This window comes from Oceanobacillus rekensis, from assembly GCF_002153375.1.
Classification (GTDB): domain Bacteria; phylum Bacillota; class Bacilli; order Bacillales; family Amphibacillaceae; genus Oceanobacillus; species Oceanobacillus rekensis.
The window spans coordinates 531,886-551,135 of record NZ_MTBQ01000003.1 but is presented as its reverse complement, the minus strand read 5'-3'; the positions used below and the strand labels follow the sequence as shown (position 1 = coordinate 551,135).

15 protein-coding genes are annotated in these 19,250 nt (G+C 36.3%); 9 read left to right on the top strand and 6 right to left on the bottom strand.

Annotated features, from left to right (window positions below; all coding sequences use genetic code 11):
* Positions 1-418 precede the first annotated feature (418 nt).
* From BV906_RS10110 to BV906_RS10100, 3 genes are all read left to right on the top strand, one after another.
* On the top strand, positions 419-3,283 hold the full coding sequence (locus BV906_RS10110) for a 2-oxoglutarate dehydrogenase E1 component (protein ID WP_087973400.1): 2,865 nt from the start codon (positions 419-421) through the stop codon (positions 3,281-3,283).
* The gene (gene odhB / locus BV906_RS10105) at positions 3,270-4,535 is read left to right on the top strand and encodes a 2-oxoglutarate dehydrogenase complex dihydrolipoyllysine-residue succinyltransferase (protein ID WP_087973399.1); all 1,266 of its coding nucleotides are present in this window, start codon (positions 3,270-3,272) and stop codon (positions 4,533-4,535) included. The genes BV906_RS10110 and odhB overlap by 14 nt, the downstream gene beginning before the upstream one ends.
* 305 nt (positions 4,536-4,840) lie before the next feature.
* On the top strand, positions 4,841-6,028 hold the full coding sequence (locus BV906_RS10100) for a NupC/NupG family nucleoside CNT transporter (protein WP_087973398.1): 1,188 nt from the start codon (positions 4,841-4,843) through the stop codon (positions 6,026-6,028).
* Positions 6,029-6,160: 132 nt separating this feature from the next.
* Here BV906_RS10100 and BV906_RS10095 read toward each other — a convergent pair whose 3' ends face one another.
* Entirely contained in the window at positions 6,161-7,507 is a 1,347-nt protein-coding gene (locus tag BV906_RS10095) for an MATE family efflux transporter (protein WP_087973397.1), read from the bottom strand.
* Between the two features lie 112 nt (positions 7,508-7,619).
* Here BV906_RS10095 and BV906_RS10090 point away from each other — a divergent pair, with 112 nt between their 5' ends.
* Entirely contained in the window at positions 7,620-8,690 is a 1,071-nt protein-coding gene (locus BV906_RS10090) for an undecaprenyldiphospho-muramoylpentapeptide beta-N-acetylglucosaminyltransferase (protein WP_087973396.1), read from the top strand.
* Between the two features lie 35 nt (positions 8,691-8,725).
* On the opposite strand, the gene BV906_RS10085 is transcribed toward BV906_RS10090, so the two are convergent.
* The 4 genes from BV906_RS10085 to BV906_RS10070 all read right to left on the bottom strand — a co-directional run bounded on the left by BV906_RS10085 (position 8,726) and on the right by BV906_RS10070 (position 13,267).
* Positions 8,726-9,862: a Ger(x)C family spore germination protein gene (locus BV906_RS10085; RefSeq protein ID WP_176330309.1), complete on the bottom strand. Its 1,137-nt coding sequence runs from the start codon at positions 9,860-9,862 to the stop codon at positions 8,726-8,728.
* A 1-nt stretch (position 9,863) separates the two neighbouring features.
* Positions 9,864-10,985 carry a GerAB/ArcD/ProY family transporter gene (locus BV906_RS10080; RefSeq protein ID WP_087973394.1) on the bottom strand — a complete coding sequence of 374 codons (1,122 nt, stop codon included), beginning with the start codon at positions 10,983-10,985 and terminating at the stop codon, positions 9,864-9,866.
* An 8-nt stretch (positions 10,986-10,993) separates the two neighbouring features.
* Complete coding sequence (locus BV906_RS10075) at positions 10,994-12,496, bottom strand: spore germination protein (protein WP_087973393.1); 1,503 nt, start codon at positions 12,494-12,496, stop codon at positions 10,994-10,996.
* A gap of 219 nt (positions 12,497-12,715) precedes the next feature.
* Positions 12,716-13,267 carry a beta-class carbonic anhydrase gene (locus tag BV906_RS10070; protein WP_087973392.1) on the bottom strand — a complete coding sequence of 184 codons (552 nt, stop codon included), beginning with the start codon at positions 13,265-13,267 and terminating at the stop codon, positions 12,716-12,718.
* 1,266 nt (positions 13,268-14,533) lie between these two features.
* Between BV906_RS10070 and BV906_RS10055 the strand changes: the two genes are divergently transcribed.
* The 5 genes from BV906_RS10055 (at position 14,534) to BV906_RS10040 (ending at position 18,974) form a co-directional block, all read left to right on the top strand.
* A complete protein-coding gene (locus BV906_RS10055; protein WP_087973390.1) occupies positions 14,534-15,358 on the top strand; it encodes a S1C family serine protease in 825 nt (274 codons plus the stop codon).
* Positions 15,359-15,424: 66 nt separating this feature from the next.
* Positions 15,425-16,156 (top strand): PRC-barrel domain-containing protein, encoded by a 732-nt coding sequence (locus BV906_RS10050; RefSeq protein WP_087973389.1) that lies wholly within the window; start codon positions 15,425-15,427, stop codon positions 16,154-16,156.
* A 304-nt stretch (positions 16,157-16,460) separates the two neighbouring features.
* Complete coding sequence (locus BV906_RS19455) at positions 16,461-16,652, top strand: hypothetical protein (RefSeq protein ID WP_176330308.1); 192 nt, start codon at positions 16,461-16,463, stop codon at positions 16,650-16,652.
* Positions 16,653-16,908: 256 nt separating this feature from the next.
* Positions 16,909-17,634, top strand: coding sequence for an RNA polymerase sigma factor SigI (sigI, locus tag BV906_RS10045; protein WP_087973388.1), 726 nt, complete (start codon positions 16,909-16,911; stop codon positions 17,632-17,634).
* Positions 17,634-18,974, top strand: a complete 1,341-nt coding sequence (locus tag BV906_RS10040; protein ID WP_087973387.1) for an anti-sigma-I factor RsgI family protein — start codon at positions 17,634-17,636, stop codon at positions 18,972-18,974. The genes sigI and BV906_RS10040 overlap by 1 nt, the downstream gene beginning before the upstream one ends.
* A 31-nt stretch (positions 18,975-19,005) precedes the next feature.
* On the opposite strand, the gene BV906_RS10035 is transcribed toward BV906_RS10040, so the two are convergent.
* Positions 19,006-19,242: a YhdB family protein gene (locus tag BV906_RS10035; RefSeq protein WP_087973561.1), complete on the bottom strand. Its 237-nt coding sequence runs from the start codon at positions 19,240-19,242 to the stop codon at positions 19,006-19,008.
* Between the last annotated feature and the right edge of the window lie 8 nt (positions 19,243-19,250).

Here is a 19,250-nt window from a genome sequence, read left to right as displayed (position 1 = left end):
TGAAAAAAAAATCGTCATGCACCTATTGCATGACGATTTTAATAATTATTGATCTTTCTTAGGAACACCAGGTTTTGCCTCATAGCCTGAAGTAAAGCATGAAACAATAAATGTTATCATAACACCAAATAATAATGCTAATTTCATAAAATTTCCTCCTCCATATCTACAGAGATAAGCTTTAATCGTTAAGTATGTCCTTATTATAACCAAAAAAACTATATATGTGAACTAACAATGAAAAATTAATATTTTACGGGGATGAATATTTTATAATATCCGAATAAATTGTCTAGTAAAAAGTTGTAACAATGAGATAAATAAGGTATATTAAAAGATGAAACACATAGGAAATTCAATAATAAAATTAAACCGTTTACATGCGGGGAAAAGTTAACTTCTAATGGGGGTATCAGACGTGGCAGAATATGAAGAATCTGCATCAAGATTCTGGGGGCAGTTTCATGGACCAAACAGGGGGTATTTAGAACAACAATATGAGTTATATAAAGAGGATCCAGAGGCTATTGAATCTACTATAAAAGAGATTTTCGATACTTATGGAGCTCCTGCCTGGATACAGCAATCAAGCAGCGCAGCCAAGACTTCAACTCAATCGATATCAGAATACGACGTGAAGAAACTTACCTCAGCGATACAACTTGTTGAGGCTATTCGACGTTATGGTCATACCGAGGCAGATATTTATCCGGTTGGTGGCTATAAGGGAGATGAAACAGAACTATTAAATTTAGAAACGTATGGTTTAACTGAACAAGATCTAAAAAATATTCCAGCATCTGGTTTATGGGAACATGCATCAGGTGATGTGGAAAATGGATTAGATGTCGTAAATAGATTAAAGAAATATTATACGGGTACCATTACGTTTGAATATGCGCATGTTAATAACCACGAAGAAAGAAAATGGCTTTTTGAATTGATTGAAAATGGAAATGCACGACTGGAATTATCAGCTGATCAACGAAAAGAAGTACTGGAACGCCTTGTCGATGTTGAAGGCTTTGAGGAGTTTCTTCAAAAAACCTTTGTCGGACAAAAACGTTTTTCCATTGAAGGTCTGGAAGTCATGGTTCCGATGATTGACTGGGTTGTCCATTATGCATCAAAGGATAAAATCGAAAATATCATGATGGGCATGGCTCACCGTGGGCGTTTATCCGTACTTGCCAATGTGCTAGGGAAACCGTACGATAAGATTTTTTCGGAATTTAATTATTCCAAAGATAGGGAATTAATGCCTTCTGAAGGGTCAATTGGTATTAATTATGGCTGGACCGGAGATGTGAAATACCATTTCGGTGCTAAAAAAGAAATTAATAATGGAAATGAAGTTAAAACAAGAATAACTTTAGCACATAATCCATCACATTTAGAGTTTGTGAATCCTGTTGTGGAAGGGTTCACACGTGCTGCACAAGATGACCGTAAGAATAGAGGATATCCGAAACGGGATATTAAAAAGGCGTTGCCCGTATTAATTCATGGGGATGCTGCATTTATTGGTGAGGGTGTTGTTGCCGAAACATTGAATTTAAGCGGTCTGCCGGGGTATAACACTGGTGGGACACTTCATATTATCGCAAATAATTTATTGGGTTATACAACAGATCGTGAAGATGGGCGTTCCACACGTTATGCGAGTGATCTGGCTAAAGCCTTCGAAATTCCAATTATTCGTGTTAATGCTGATGACCCAATATCATGTATCTCAGCTATTAAAATAGCATATGAATACCGCAGTAAATTTAATAAGGATTTTCTAATAGATTTAGTTGGATACCGCAGATATGGTCATAATGAGATGGATGAACCAAGAACAACGCAACCAAAATTATATCAAGAGATTGATAATCATCCCACTGTGACAAAGCTCTTTGCCCAATCATTGGAAAGTAAAGGGACTATACAAGCAGGAGATTATGACAAGCTTAAAGAAAAAGTTGAAACTAAATTAAGCGATATTTATAACGAGATGACTGAAAATGAAATCGGTCAGCCAGAAGCAAAGCTAATGCCGAAAGTACTTTCGAATGGATTAGGTCAATTTAAGACGGCAGTAGATCTTGAAACACTAAAAACGTTAAACAAGGAATTATTGAAACGTCCAGAAGGATTTAACGGATTTAAAAAGACGGAGAAAATTTTGAACCGTCGTGCAGATGCACTGGAACAAGGAGGTAAAGCCGACTGGGGTACTGGAGAAGCATTAGCATATGCATCTATTTTACGTGATGGTATACCAATCCGCTTAACTGGCCAGGATTCTGAAAGAGGTACATTTGCACATAGACATATCGTACTTCATGATACAAAAACGAATGAAAAATATAGCCCGATGCACGGAATATCAGATGCCAACGTATCGTTTGATGTTAGAAATAGTCCGTTATCGGAGGCTGGTGTGCTCGGATTCGAATATGGCTATAGTGTTCAGTCACCAAATACATTGGTTATCTGGGAAGCTCAATTTGGTGATTTTGCAAATGCTGGACAGGTCATCTTCGATCAATTTATTTCCTCATCACGAGCAAAATGGGGAGAAAAATCAAACATGGTTATGCTTCTGCCACATGGTTATGAAGGACAAGGACCGGAACATTCCAGCGCTCGTTTAGAAAGATTCTTGCAAATGTCGGCAGAAAACAATTGGATAGTAGCGAACGTAACTTCATCTGCACAACTATTCCATTTGCTTCGCAGACAGGCAGCAATGCGTGGCCGTGAAGAAGCTAGACCATTAATCTTAATGACACCGAAAAGTAGTTTGATTCGCCACCCGCGTATGGGATCATCTGCAGAGGAATTCTCTGAAGGTAAATTTCAACCATTGCGGAATCAACCAAATCTGGAAGTTAGTAAGAATGCCACACGTCTCCTAATTGGTAGTGGAAAAGTAATGGTAGATATTGAGGAAGCTATTGATAATTCGGAACAAAACTTTGAATGGTTACGCGTTTTAAGATTGGAGCAAATCTATCCTTTCCCTGAAAAGGCACTTAAAGAAGTATTGAAACAACTACCGAATTTACAGGAAATTGTCTGGGTACAAGAAGAACCTAAAAATATGGGAGCCTGGAATTTCGTTGATGATTATTTAAGAGATGTATTACAAGAAGGCCAAAAATTACGGGTAATTAGTCGTCCGAACCGATCAGCGCCAGCTGGGGGTATCCCAAGCGTTCATAAAACAGCCCAAAATAAAATTGTAAGACAAGCATTAAACAACTCTGAAGGAGGAAATTCCAGTGCAAGAAATTAAGATTCCAGAACTAGCAGAATCTATTACAGAAGGTACAATCGCGGAATGGCTCGTAAAAAAAGGCGATAAAATAGAAAAAGGCGATCCAATCGTTGAATTAGAAACAGATAAAGTTAATGTGGAAGTAAATGCTGAAGTTTCCGGTGTCATCACTGAAATTATTAGCGAAGAAGGCGACGATGTGGCTGTAGGTGACACGATCGCGAAATTAGATGAAAATGGTGAAGCTGGTGGAGAATCAGCACCAGCTGAAGAAGCTCCAAAAGAAGAAAAACAAGAAGCACCTGCAAAAGAAGAAAAAGCGGAGGCACCAAAGACTTCGGAAAAAGAAGCGTCTGCTGAAGGAAGCAATGGGGAAGTGATTGCATCTCCAGCAGCAAGAAAACGTGCCCGTGAATTGAATATCGACCTAAGTAAAGTGGCTGCACGTGATCCACTTGGAAGAGTTCGTCCAGAAGATGTGGAAGCAACAGCAAAAGCTGGAAGCGAAGCAAAACCTTCGAAGCCTGCAAAACAGGAAGCGCCAGCTGCGGCAAAAACAGACTTTGAAAAACCTGTCGAACGTGTAAAAATGACGCGTCGCCGTCAAACCATTGCAAAGAACCTTGTTAATGTACAACAGGAAACTGCTATGTTAACGACATTTAATGAAGTGGATATGACAGCGGTCATGCAACTTCGCAGTGAACGTAAAGAGAAGTTTGTTAAGAAAAATGGTGTGAAGCTTGGCTTTATGTCTTTCTTTACAAAAGCGGTTGTCGGTGCCTTGAAAGAATTCCCATTACTGAATGCCGAAATTCAAGGAAATGAACTTGTCCTCAAAAAATTCTATGATATTGGTATTGCCGTGTCTACGGATGATGGATTAGTAGTTCCGGTTGTACGTGATGCTGATCGTAAAGACTTTGCAGGTATTGAACAATCGATTGTTGACCTGGGAACAAAAGCACGTGATAACAAACTGGCATTGAGTGATTTGCAAGGTGGATCGTTCACAATCACAAATGGTGGTACATTCGGTTCGATGATGTCTACACCAATTTTAAATGCACCACAGGTTGGTATTCTCGGAATGCATAACATCGTAAAACGTGCAATGGTAATGCCAGATGATTCCATTGAAGTCCGCCCAATGATGTACCTGGCACTTTCCTATGACCACCGGATTGTCGATGGAAAAGAAGCAGTACAATTTTTAGTTCGTATTAAAGAAATGCTTGAAGACCCGTATGATTTATTACTCGAAGGTTAATAAATAAAAAACACAAAAGTCCGTCGTTGAACAGAACGATGGACTTTTGTGTTTTAATTTTAGTCAACTAACTATTGCAAAATACCTGTCAGTCGAATATTATAGAAAACGTTGGTTAAATTAAAGTTAACGTAAGAAGGCTGAAATGTTTACTTGAGTTCCTTTAAAATAGAGATACTCATACATAGTTTTGTTTGGTTATTTCCGTCTAGTGGACACGTACTAAATTAAACAGTTATTTATATGTTAATAAAAATAAAATTAGGGAAAAGCTAATTGAATACTCTAATCTAAGGAGGCCTACTGTGGATATTATTCTCGGTATTCTAGCTATTATTATTACATTTGGGTTAGCCTATCTTATGTCCAATGATAAGAAAAACATTAATTATAAAGGGATAGGGATTATGCTCGTATTACAGCTCCTTATTACCTGGTTTATGTTCTCGACGGAAATAGGTAATGCCATCATTAATGGAATATCAGCTGTGTTTAACAAACTGATTGAATTTGGTATGGAAGGTATTAACTTCGTTGTTGGTGGTTTTGTTGTAAATGAAGGTGGCGTATTCTTCTTTAATGTTTTGCTGCTTGTCGTTTTCTTTGCCACGATTTTATCAGTACTTACTTATTTGAAAATACTCCCAACTATCATTAAATATATTGGTGGACTGATATCAAGAATCACAGGGTTGCCAAAAATTGAATCCTTTAATGGGGTTAACAGTATTTTCTTTGGACAGTCTGAAGCTTTAATCGCTATTCGTTCCCAATTTCATCATTTAACGGCAAACCGATTGTATATTGTCAGTGCATCTGCAATGAGTTCGGTTTCAGCATCCATTGTTGGTGCATATATTCAAATGCTTCCAGCTGAATATATTCTGGTTGCTCTTCCATTGAATATGTTTAGTGCATTAATGGTAGCATCCATCATTGCTCCTGTGAACGTATCAAGGGAAGAAGACTATGTGGATGTCTCAAATGTTTCCGATGATAGAAGTGTTTTCGAAGCAATGGGTAATGGTGCACTTGAAGGTGGTAAAATTGCTTTAATCGTGGCAGCCATGCTTATTGCCTTCATAGCATCTCTGGAACTTGTCAACTGGATTATCCAAGCTGTATTTGCAGGAGTTACGCTGCAACAGATATTAGGATATATTCTTGCGCCAATTGGAATCTTAATGGGGATTGCACCGAGTGAAGTTGTTGAGGCTGGTTCGATTATGGGTACAAAGATTGTTACAAATGAGTTTGTGGCAATGCTTGAATTCCAGCCGTTGCTTGATACGATGTCAGAGAAAACAATTGGGATTGTATCTGTATTCCTAACAAGTTTTGCTAACTTTTCATCCATCGGAATTATAGCTGGAACTGTGAAAGGTATTGATAGTGAAAAGGCAGGCATCGTTTCTGGGTTTGGAATGAAATTACTAGCTGGGGCCATTCTTACTTCTATCTTATCTGCGACGATTGCTGGATTGTTCCTGTAAGAGGAAGTACAAAAGGGCACCAACTTGTTTCTTATTTTGCTTCCTTTTAAACATTCATTAACAAGCCAAACGTTTATATTGAAATTACAAAAAAAGCTCATCAGCAGTTTAATGCTGATGAGCTTTTCTTTCCTATCTAGCGTATTTTTTTTGGATATGAATCAGTCTCCATAACAGTGCTACTGCACCACAGCTAAGACCAACAATAATTCCGACCCAATATCCAAATGGTTCCAAGGATGTGTAATTTGCAAATAACCAGCCTATTGGCAGGCCAATAACCCAATAGGAAACCAATGCGATGATCAGTGTCGTATTTACATCTTTATAACCGCGAAGTGCACCTTGAATTGGTGCTCCGAATGCATCTGCCAATTGATAGAAAATAGCAAAGTAGATAAATTGCTTTGTGAGCTCAATTACCTCTGGGTTCGTATTGTATAATGCTGCAACAGGTCCATTAAAGATAAATAAAATAGCTCCAGCAAATATAGCGATAAAGATACCGCCAGCCATTCCGAGATAGCCATACGTACGTGCTTCTTTATAACGCCCTGCTCCCGCTTCAAAACCAATGGTAATTGTTAAGGCCATACCAACACTTAATGGAATCATGTATAATAATCCGGCGAAATTCATTGCTGCCTGATGGGCTGCAATCGTATAGGTGTCATAGACACTCATTAATAATGTGACGGCTGAAAAGATGCTCGTTTCAAAAAAGATTGCGGCTCCAATTGGAATGCCGATTTTTAATTGGTCCATCCAGCGTTTTAATGAGGGCTTAAACCATTTTGCGAAGATATTGTATTTTTGGAATTCCTGTACTCTCAACATGACAATTAAAGCAATGATACAAACAAGCCAGTACGTAATTGCGGTTGCAATTCCAGAACCAATACCACCAAATGCTGGAAGTCCCAATTTACCAAAAATAAAGATATAATTAAAAAAGATATTTAGGGGCAATGATATTAGGATAATAAGCATGGAGGCACGTGTTTGTCCTAAACCATCCATAAAACAACGAATGGTATTAAAAATAAATAATGGTATAATTCCAGCACCAATGGAAATAAGATAATACTTAGCGATATTACTTACTTCCGGTTCTAAATCCATTAAGGAAAGTACCGGGTTCAAAACGAGACCGCCAGCTAGAATAATGACAATGGAAAAAGCGATTGCCAGATATATTCCCTGTTGAACAATTTTTGGAACCTCATCATCCTTTTTAGCACCAATTAATTGAGCGATGATTGGAGTAATTGCCAAAACGACTCCATTAATTCCAGTCGCTAGTGGAACCCATAGGCTTGATCCGATTGCTACACCTGCCAGATCTATAGCACCTGCACGCCCAGACATCACCGTATCAAAGAACGTCATAAGGTTTAGGCTGATTTGCGTGATCAATATTGGTAATAATATAATAATAAGCAACTTTAATTTTTCTTTAATCGTAGCAGTTTCGTACATGAAACTCTTCCTTTTTCGTGTATTTTCTAATAGGATAGAGAGTGTAATCCTAATGTAGCATAAAGATTATTATAGCGGGTTTTAATGAATTGTGAAAGAAAGGAAGCTTTTAATGAAAAATAAACGAATTCTTTTCACTGGTGGTGGGACAGCAGGCCATGTGATTGTCAATTTGGCACTGATTCCATTTTATCAGGAAGAGGGATGGGAAATTGATTATATAGGTTCCTATGATGGAATAGAAAGAAAACTAATCGGGCAGTTGGAGGGAGTAACCTATCATCCAATCTCGACTGGTAAATTACGCCGTTACATGTCAAAAGAAAACTTAAAAGATCCATTTAAAGTTCTAAAAGGAACCTTGCAGGCCTATCGCATTATCGGAAAACGGAAACCTTCTGTCGTATTTTCAAAAGGCGGGTTTGTTTCAGTTCCAGTTGTTGCAGCAGCGAAACTTCGCGGTGTTCCATCGGTCATTCATGAATCCGACTATACACCAGGACTGGCAAATAAGCTTTCGATACCGTTTACGAAGAAAGTATTGGCGACATTCCCTGAAACCATGCAATACCTTCCAGAAAAGAAAGCGGAATATGTTGGAGCGGTTATTCGGGATGAGCTTTTTAAAGGCAGCAAGGAAAAAGGGCTACGCTTTGCTGGATTAACTCGTGAGTTACCTGTTTTGCTGATCATGGGTGGGAGTGGCGGCTCACAAAAAATTAACGGAACGATAAGGGGGAGTTTAACAGAGCTATTATCCTCGTTTCAAATTATACATATTTGCGGACAGGATAAAGTTGATCATTCGATAGACGAACCAGGATATGTTCAATTTGAATATATTAATGAAGAGTTGAAAGATATTTTTGCAGCGTCAGATTATGTATTATCCCGTGCTGGTTCCAACGCTATTTTTGAATTCCTGGCACTGCGGATTCCTATGCTCCTAGTTCCATTATCGAAAGGTGCTAGTAGGGGAGATCAGATTATTAATGCTAACTCATTTCAGGAAAAACGCTATGCCAGAGTTCTTGAAGAAGAAAGTCTAACGAAACAAACAATGAAAGAAGAGTTATTGCAATTAAAAGAATATGCGCCCATTATGGTCGAAACGATGCAGGAGTATAAAAGTGAACAATCCCGTGATCGAGTGATTGAAATTATTAAGGGTGCAAGCAAATAATTATATCCCTGGCAAACAAGCCAGGGATTATTTTCTTACTGTATTCCTCCATAATTTGTTAATTTTACATTTACATGAAAATCAACTATTGCATCTGGAAACTTCTCTCGCCATTCTTCATCTGTTAAGGAACTATCCATTTTTTTTGCCCGATAGATCGCTCCGAGACCAAATGGATCCGTACCAGCTTCCTGAAGTTTAGCTAATAGATTTGTATATTGCTTTGTGAATTCATTTGCAATTTCCTTTTCCAATAGATCTGCTACATGTTCATTTTCAACACTTAATAAATCAGACGTCTCTAATAAATTTAGTTTTAAATTAATCGTTGTATCAAAATGTAAGTTCTTGAAATCTTTTAGTTTTGTTTTGCTTTTCCCTTTTTCTATATTTACATTTATATATAAATCATCATCATCATTATCAGCTTTCCCTCGATTTTTATCGATATATGGTAAAAACGGTTTTATAGGAACCGAAATTTCTAAAGGGGTGGATCTTGTTGTTTTTTGCATTAAATTTACGAGATATCCTTCCAGCAGTGATACTTCATCAACATATTTATCACCTTTAAATAATGCAATGCCACTTATTTTTGGCTTGTTTTCTACTAAGTCAATAATTGGTGCAACCGGATCATACCCAATGTCAGCTTCTAGATGCGTAAACTCATGTAAATAAATATCGGGAAAACTATCTTCTTCTATTTCTTTTTCAATTAGATTATGAAGGTATTGCCCAATATTGAGTGACAGTTCATCTTGCCCTTTTGTGAGTATTTCTTTTGCCGAAGTGTTAGCTATAGCTATTAACATTGTTTCTGATACACGTGCATCACGGACCGCTGAACTTAGGTATTGTAATATTCCTTTTTGTGCTACTTCTTTACCATATAATTCAAGGCGAATTTGACCAGGGCTTAAGCTAAATCCAGCTTCTGCATTTGCATCTTCACGAGCACCTTTTATGGTGTGGCCTAGCCCTGAAAGTGTTGTCGTAATTTCCTGGGATTCTGCATCAAATTGATAGGCAATTATTGTCGTTTCGATTTGGTCACTGCTATCTTCTGCAATATCCACTCCCCGTGTATTTATAATCGCTAAATCTTCTAAAGGTTTTGCTGGTAAACAGGCTCCAAGTAATAGAAGTGAAGTTAACATAAAGCTAGTCATTCTAATTAGCATCAGTTTCCCTCTCTTTTCGTTTCATCCATCTCTTTTTGAATAATACAAGTGGTAGAAGTAAAAAAGGATATACATAGACAATCCAAAAACCTAAATTCGCTACAGTATCAGTTACCTTTTGTATTTGAAAATGCTGACCCATGAATGAACAGGCTATCAGTAATAGGATAGCAACAATATACAAAGATATTTTTTGAGGAAGCTTATACAATCTTTTCATGCCATACGTTACCCCCCACATGAGCAGAATCATATTTGGAACAGTTATCATCATCCATTCGGCTACAACAATATAATCAAAGCGTTCAATAAAAGGAAGGCTCTGAATTTTAAATAATGCCAATACAGACCATTCTCTTCGCTCTAACTGTTCATGGCTGAAGAATCCAATAGCTATAACTGTAGTGACTAGGACAAGAGCAGCAGACCACAGGGAGGCCATAAAAATAGGTGTTTTAGCTTTTTCTTTATTTTGAATAAATGGGTAAACCATAAAAAGTATTTCAAATCCTAGAAAAGTATAGGATGTGGATCTAGCCCCCTGTAATAATTCAACAAAAGAGGCTTGAAATGCCGGTTGGAGATGGGTTAGATCGATTTGTAATGCAGGTTGAATTAACAACAAAAGAACCCAATGGGAAAGGATGAAAAAGAGAAAGCAAACGCCAACAATTACTCGAAGCCCACCTAGGACACTATAAACAATAAGACAAATCAACAATAACCCCATAACAAAATTGTTTAACTCGGGAAAAATAAAAACCTTTACTACTTCGATGTAAGTGATGAGCACAGATAATAAAGTAGCAGCAAAATAAATAATGTAAACGGTACCTAGTAATTTACCTAAAACTGTTCCAAAAATATCAACCTGAATGCCAAGGATATCTGCATTTTCATATTGTTTAAGAATAAGTAGCATAACAAATAGTACAATGACAATATAAATGGCGGCAATGATAATTGATATCCAGGAATCCTGACGTGCCTCGATAAAGATAAGGGCTGGAGCACCCATTATTCCAACCCCTAATTGGATTGATGAAATAATGAAAAATAAGTAGAATGCTCGAATACGTAGAATTGATTTTATTTTTACATTAACGTCCACCGTTTCACCTACTCATCGATATCTTTTTTCTCGTTAGCTTTTCTTTTTTGGAATCGTGTTAAATTTTTAGGTTGAAAAGAGGCAAAACGTTTCCACTGATAATTTTGTGGTAATCGAAATAGTACTTTATTAAGATCTTCAAATCTAAATGGATAGATGGGTGTCAGATATGGACGTCCCAAAGAAGTTAATTTTAATAAATGAATTATAATAAAACAGATTCCAAACATAATTCCAATAATACCTAACATCCCTGCCAGTAGAATCATTGGGAAACGAATGACACGAATGGTTGACCCCATAAGATAGCTTGGTACGGTGAAGGAAGCCAATGCACTTATCGTGACAAAAATAATTAAAATATTACTCGTTATCCCTGCTTGAACAGCTGCCGTTCCAACAACAACACCACCAACAATCCCAATGGTCTGTCCCACCTTCGTAGGTAGCCTTGCACCTGCCTCCCGCAATAATTCAATCATTAATTCGATAAATAACGTCTCGAATATGGGAGGGAAAGGCACACTCGCTCTCGATTGTCCGATAGAAACAAGCAATTGTGGTGGGATGATTTCATAATGAAAGGTCACTGCTGCAACATACATCGGTGTTAATAAAACGGATACGAACATTGCGAGGAACCTTAGAATTCTAAGGAAAGACCCAGCATTCCAGCGCATATACAAATCTTCCGTCGATTCAAAGAAACTAAAAAAAGTAGTTGGTGCAAGGATTGCTGATGGGCTATTTTCTACTAGTACCCCGATTCTGCCCTTTGATATCGCATAGGAGGCACGATCAGGAAGTTCTGTCGAATAGAATTGTGGGAATATCGAAGTGGATGAATCCTCAATAAATTGCATTAGAACATTGCTGTCTTCAATTTCGTCCACTTCTAATTCCTGTAACCGTTCCCGCATTGTATTTACATCGGTTTCATTTGCAATTGATTTTACATAAATCATTCGTACTTCTCTAGGGAATCTTTTACCAATCATTATTTTTTCCAACACGAGATCGGTTGAACGGATACGCCAGCGCATAATATTTAAATTCGTAATTATAGACTCGGTAAAGGCTACTTGTGGGCCCAAAACGACAGTTTCCGTCTCTGCTTTTGCCAATGCCCTTTTTTCTATCTTTAACATGGGGTAGTAAACAATGTCATCTTCATTTTCTACATAAATGAAGACTTTTCCACTTATTAAACCTTCCAGTATAACTTCCAATTTCGTTTCCAATTTTCCGGAGCTTAGTGGAATTTCATTCAGGATGGAGGCTGAGGACCATTCTGCTTTCGTTTCGGATAATGGTTTTAATAATAGATTTTCTACTTTTTCTGGTGTTACTTGATAAGGAATATAAAATACAGCAATTTTCTGGCTAAGATATTCATACGTCGAAAAACTTACGTCTGTGTTATTTTCAAAATTACTTGTAATCAAGTTTTCCAACTGGTCGATTTTAATTGGGAAAATACCTTTAGATTCACTTTTAAGCCTTTTTCTCATAAGAACCTCCGAAAAGAAACCATACATTTCTTTTAGTATGTGGAGATGAAGCGGAAATTATTATTAAAAATGTTTGTTACTTCGCACTTTATATAAACTTCGAAGGTTAAAAAAGCTAATCTTTTTCTGTGGGACGAGTAACTGCAGTCCAACCTTCTAGAAAACAGCGAAAATAAAAACTACCAGCTCAACATCGAGTGGTAGTTTCGTTTAGGTTTTTTATTGTCTTGTAACAACATCTACTTTTCCTGTATCTGGATCGATGACCAATCCATGAACTTTTACCTCTTTGGGCAATAGTGGATGGTTTCGTATAATGGATACACTTTGTGTAACAGATTCCTCAACGGTGTCAAAGCCGTGAAACTCGTCATCCAAATTAATTCCACCGGTTGTTAAGGTATCTATCGTATCTTCAGGAATTCCGCGTTCAACCATGATAGTTTTAAGAGCATCTGTATCCACATGGGACATTCCACAGTCATGGTGACCAATGACCACCACTTCATCTGCCTTTAATTTTAATACGGCGACAAGAATACTTTTCATAATACTATCAAAAGGTTTCCGGATAATTGCGCCAGCATTTTTTACCATTTTTACATCGCCATTATGGATGTTTAATGCTCGATGCAATAATTCGACTAATCGTGACTCCATGCAAGTAAATATGACCATTTTTTTATTCGGATATGTATCAGTTGTATAGGCCTGGTATTCCTTATCCGTAACAAACTTTTTGTTGTATTCTAGCATTTCATCTAGATGCATTTAATCAACTCCCTTTAATCTTTGTTAAAAACTATAGCATTTTTTTAAGAATTAAGGAAATTTATTGGTAGAATAATGACATAAATTGAGTCTTAGGGACCATCTTTCGAAACATTCTAAGTTGTTATTGTTAAGGTATATATATTGATGTATTATGTAAATATGACTAAATAAGGGGTGAGGAAATGGGAGGTATTGTTCGAAATTGTCGTTTATGTAAAGAACCAATGGAAAGCAGCCCGTTTATAATGTGCCCAACTTGTTTAAGGGATAGTGAGCTAATTCGGAGCTTTGTCCAAAAAACACCTCATGTTACGCTCGAAGAAATATCCGAGTCAACTAACATTTCTTTAGAAAAAATAGAAAACATGGCAACCTTAGGTCAAAAATTACCATTGAATCTGAAATGAATTGAGATGAGTCCCCCGTAGATACTGAGAATAACTCTAAATGAGCAGTTCTCTTTTTCTTTTCTTTATATTTAAATGAATATTCTGTAAAGTAATTGATTATAAAATTACGAATACTATAATTATTGGTGAATAAACTCTAAGAAGGTCATTACGATGGAAAAAGCATTTGTTAGCAATCATGAATAATCGTGTATATAGTGACCTTCATTCAAAATGTGTTTGTCTTTTAGCTTTTAACTTTCTAACTAATCAACCATCAAAAGGTCACACTTGTCTGTGACCTTTTGTAATATTTGGGAATTTTTTGTCCCGTATTTTGCATATGTCATAGACGTATGCTTTTTTGTGTGAAAGTTTAAAATTAAATTATAAAAGTATGACTGGAAGGTGGAAAGATGATCAAGTATTTAAAAAACTGGATTGGGTTTTTAAACATTTGCAATTATTTCTTTGATTCTTGCCGGTGCAATTGGACTCTTACCACCTAAACTTGTTGTATTACAATAACTAAGTAATACTGTTTCTGGATGATTTGATGTCGACTGTAGATGGTAAGATAGAGGCGAAAATTATTGAACATATAGCAACGAAACGGAAAATATTATACAAACAGCATTGGAGGTTCTAGAAGAAGGTAGAACAACACTTGTCATTGCGCATCGTATATCAACGATTCAACAGGCGTATACGATTTTTGTTCCCTGACCGTGGAACTATCATAGAACAAAGAAATCATGATAAACTGATAGAAGAGAAAGGTCTATATTTTCCGATGTATTAAATGCAGCAAGGAAAGATAAAGGCTGCAATCTAATAACTTTTGTCTATAATCATTCGGGTTGCGGGGTGGAATATGGATTCCAAAGATAATAAACGAGATGACATCATTGATGAGGATCTATATGAAGAATTTGATGACGAAGAATTATATGAGCTTGTCCAGGAAGAACGTAGGAAAGCTTTAGAACGAGCTAAATCGAATGAAGAATCTGAACCGAAACGGCCATTTCCAAAATGGCCGTTCTGGCTAATTGCTATTGCACTTGTTTTTAATGTATTCGCATTAATACCACAGACATTTTCTATTCCAGCAATTGATTTTCTAATTACTTCCGCAAAATTATCTACCGATGAAACGATTCAGACGTATAAAAAATCTGTCGTTGTTGTTGAAACGGATGATAGTAAAGGAACAGGTTTTTCGATATCGGACACTGGAACAATTTTAACGAATCATCATGTAATTGAAGGTGAGACAAGTGTGACAGTTGCTTTTCCAGATGAAGGGCTATTTACTGCAGATGTCACAGAATCCTACCCTGAAATTGATCTAGCTGTACTTCAAGTCGGTGAACAAGATCTGCCTTATTTACCATTGGCAGAACAAACCAATTTTGAAGCGAATGAGCCAATTCACTTTATAGGGAATCCTTTGAGATTCAACGGTATTGTGAATGAAGGGACGATGATTAGTTATACACAGCTATCAAGCTGGGATGAAGAAGTAGTGATGATTGAAGCTCCCGTCTATAGAGGCAACAGTGGTAGCCCGATTATTAATGAGGACGGAAAAGTAATTGGTGTAATTTTCGCTACGATGACCCATGATGATTTTGGCAAGGTTGGATTATTTATACCTATCGATCTTTATTATAAGTATGCATCTCAAAAGGAATAAAAAGAATGGTTTAACGTCTCAGGTGAAGGGTATACATTATGTAAATCCTTTATGGAGGCGTTTTTTATGCAATTCTATACAACGCAATTAAAGAACTACAGTATTCTTGCAAAAGATGGTGAAATGGGGAAAATTAAAGATATATACTTTAACGATCAAAACTGGGGTATTCGATATGCCATTGTGGATACAAGGAAATGGCTCCCAGGAAGAAAAGTACTATTACCGCCAGATATATTTATAAATGTGAATAAAGACGATAAGTATGTTGCTGTGGAATATGATAAAGAAATGGTTCGTAACAGTCCACCTGTACCGGAAAATGAAGATCTTACCAAAGAGCAGGAAAGTAATTTGGTTGACTACTATGGTTGGAATGTATTTCCAGATAATGCACTAATAGGTACAGAGCGAGGACCGATTGGAACCTTTGAACCAAATAGGTCAGTGAAGGAAAAGGTGCCCGAAGAGCCGCATCTGCAACGTGAGCAGAACGGAGACAAGAATGAAAAACATCTGCGAAGTGAAGATGAAACGATTGGTTTTAAAGTCCACGCTAAAGATGGGAAAATCGGCAAGTTAGTTGATATGATCTATGATTCGGAACAATGGAAGATTAATTATATTGTTGTGAATAGTAATGAAAATCTGTTGGAAGAAGAATTATATATTTACCGAGTGGAGCAAATTAAAACAGTGGATTGGTTTGAAAAAGACCTTTATATCAATGATTCAGTAAAAGGAATTTCCAGTAGTAAACCATTTACAAGTAAAGATGAGATTATAGCAAGCCTTTAATATCAAAATCTTTATTCTCGAAATTTGGACTGCGCACTACTCGCCGTAGAAAAGCTTTATTGTCACGAAATCTATAAACTGCGAAGTAACTGCTGTTCTGAATTCTAAAGTATGTGCTTTCCCTGCCGTCCGGGGTCGCTCTGGGCGGATGAGCGCAGTGTATTTCCCAGAGCGGTCGCCGAAGCTTCTTTTCTTATGTAGCAATTAATATCAACTGCGATGCTTATAAAGCAACAATTCTTTTCGTAGGACGAGAATCGCAGTCCTAAATATTAATTAAAGAGTCTATCAAAAAGCCTGCCAAATGGCAGGCTTTTTTGCTGAGATAAGAATAAATAAAGTTATGACAGCAATTTACTTAACTTATATAACAGACAACCGAGCTCCCAGTCATTCTTTGGATACGTCCAATAATACCTTCTTCAGTACAGCATATGCATGGAAAGGTCAAGACGTTTGGGCAATGGTCTGTACAGTAATTGACCATAGTCATTGAAATTTAAATGAAATGTAATCTTATTGGGATAGTAAAGGCATGGTGGATGGGTTAATATGAACTATATTAAAAAAATTAGATATTTTTGTCGATAAATATATAATAAAAATCAAAAAAAATGAAAATGGTGGGGACATCATATGATATATATAAATAGAAATCAATTAACGATACATAAATGTAATGTTTTTGTAACAACACCCGAAAAAACTGTAATATTTACGAATTATATAGTGGCTGGGAGGTCTTCAGTTTGATGATGAACAGCCAGGTCAAAGACAAACCTCTCGAAGAAATGGTGGAATCCATTCAGCAAGGGAATACGACCATGCAAAATTATTTATTGGATAAGTATAAGCCATTTATCGCTAAAAGTGTGTCGGAAGTTTGCAAGCGATATATCGATCCGTTGAGGGATGACGAATTTAGTATTGGTTTATCTGCCTTTAATGAGGCTATTTTTTCTTATTGCCCGGATAAGGGAAGTTCTTTTTTGTCGTTTGCTAAACTTGTTGTGAAACGTAAAGTTATTGATTATATCAGATATAACCAGAGAAGACCGACTCCGTTGTCACTGGATGAATCATTTGATGCCGAACAAATGGAAAATCCAATGGAATTAGCGGCCGTAATCGAAAAATATAATCAAGAGCAGGATACGATACGCCGCAGAGAAGAGATTATGGAATTTAAAGAAAAGCTCGGGGAGTATAAATTAACATTAGTAGAAATTACGGAAGTGTCACCTAAACATAGGGATGCTCGCGTTTCTGCAGTAGAAGTAGCACAAATTCTTTACGATAATAGCGAATTAAGGGAGTATGTAGAAGTAAAGAAAAAACTTCCGATCAAAGACTTATTGAAAAAAGTAGAAGTCAGCAAGAAAACACTGGAAAGAAATCGTAAATTTATTATAGCGGTTTTTATAGTTCTCAGTGGAGATTTTATTTATCTTAAGGATTATCTTAAGGGAGTGGGGTAATGAAAAAAGGGATTGTGTTGGAACACCATCGTAAATATTCGATTATTTTGACTAGAGATGGTTCTTTTAAGAAAGTAGTGGTACTTGATGAAAACGTGGCAGTAGGGGAGGAAGTTTCCTATAAGCCTTATAAAGGGCTGCTATTTTCCTTAAAGAGGATAAATGTTCCATTTAAAACACTTTCTATGGTTTGTATTGTGCTTTTAGTACTATTGCCATTATATTTTTTTGTTGGCAAAAAGGAAACCTATGCGTACATTACTGTTGATATCAATCCAAGTATTGAAATGGAAATAGATGAAGAATTCAATGTACAGCATATAAAGGCATTAAATGAGGATGCATCACTACTTTTAAGCGAGCTAACTGATGTTGAAAATGAAAATATCGAAATAATTATTGGTAAAATTATTAATAAAAGTGAGCATATCGGAATGTTTAATGATGATAAAAGCATGCTTGTTGGTATCAGTTATACGGATGCTCAATCAAGGCAAAGTGAACTTTTTACTGGAAACCTGAAAAATTATTTCTCAACTATATCAGGATGGGAAATCGCTGCATTTATTGTACCAGAAAAAATTAGAAAGCAAGCTAAAGATAATGATATATCCATGAACAAAGTTATGGCCCAGGAAATATTGCAAAAAGATTCTGATTCAATAGAAGAAGCCACATTTGATCCAAATGATAAAGCAATTATTAACTCTTTTTATAATACGATTACAGTACCAGATGAAAATGAAGGTAACTCCTCTATAAATGATGAAGAAGTGATAATTACCCCAGTTACTGAACAGAACAATAAAAGAAGCCCAAATCAATCTATTTCTACACAAGAAAAGCAGCCTGAAAAAGAAGTAAGCGAAATAAATCATCAATCAAAAGATCCAAATGAATTAAAGGGTGAAAGTGGTAAGACTAAAACGAACGCCAACTCTAATGCGAATAGTTCACGTTCTGAGAATAAAGCGGAGAGCAAAAAAAAGATTGAGAAGACTAAATTCACGAATGACAATCAAGGTAAAGGTGAAGAGAAAAGGAACAAAGATAATAATGGTCAGAATATGAAAAAAGATAAAGCCAAAAATGAAGTGAAAGATAGCAATGAGAATAATGGCAAAGGCAATAATAAATATTATAAAGATGAATTTAGTAACAGCGGTCATGGTAAACAAAATTCTAAAGAAAAATATCATTCAAACGAAAAACATAAGCATAGAGAAAAAAATCATCCAAGTGAAAAATATAATAATAATAATAATAATAATGGAAATAGCAAAAACAAAGAAAAAAACAATGGCAATAACAATAATAATCGTGGTAATGGAAATAATTAATGGAAAAGCACATATATGTGCTTTTCCATTTTTATATTTCTTCTACTAAAGGCGGATTGTATTTCATCGCATGGTCCAGGTAGTACAGCAGTGTATCATGGGAATCAACTACTTTTGTTTGGTCCAATGAGTAGTGATAATCATTCAGAAAACGTTCGATTTTCTTAGAAAGTAAATCATCTTTTGTCCGTACCATTAATACCAATAGATCATCCCATTGTCCCCATAACGTATAGTAAAGTGCTTTGTCGTAGTCCAGAATCATTATTACTCCTC

Bases quoted from the DNA above. Each gene is read 5' to 3' on its own strand.
- BV906_RS10070 (WP_087973392.1), bottom strand. From the start codon at position 13,267: ATGCATCTAGATGAAATGCTAGAATACAACAAAAAGTTTGTTACGGAT.
- BV906_RS10095 (WP_087973397.1), bottom strand. From the start codon at position 7,507: ATGTACGAAACTGCTACGATTAAAGAAAAATTAAAGTTGCTTATTATT.
- BV906_RS10090 (WP_087973396.1), top strand. From the start codon at position 7,620: ATGAAAAATAAACGAATTCTTTTCACTGGTGGTGGGACAGCAGGCCAT.
- BV906_RS10075 (WP_087973393.1), bottom strand. From the start codon at position 12,496: ATGAGAAAAAGGCTTAAAAGTGAATCTAAAGGTATTTTCCCAATTAAA.
- BV906_RS19455 (WP_176330308.1), top strand. From the start codon at position 16,461: ATGGCAGGCTTTTTTGCTGAGATAAGAATAAATAAAGTTATGACAGCA.
- BV906_RS10050 (WP_087973389.1), top strand. From the start codon at position 15,425: ATGCAATTCTATACAACGCAATTAAAGAACTACAGTATTCTTGCAAAA.
- BV906_RS10040 (WP_087973387.1), top strand. From the start codon at position 17,634: ATGAAAAAAGGGATTGTGTTGGAACACCATCGTAAATATTCGATTATT.
- sigI (WP_087973388.1), top strand. From the start codon at position 16,909: ATGATGAACAGCCAGGTCAAAGACAAACCTCTCGAAGAAATGGTGGAA.
- BV906_RS10055 (WP_087973390.1), top strand. From the start codon at position 14,534: ATGGATTCCAAAGATAATAAACGAGATGACATCATTGATGAGGATCTA.
- BV906_RS10085 (WP_176330309.1), bottom strand. From the start codon at position 9,862: ATGACTAGCTTTATGTTAACTTCACTTCTATTACTTGGAGCCTGTTTA.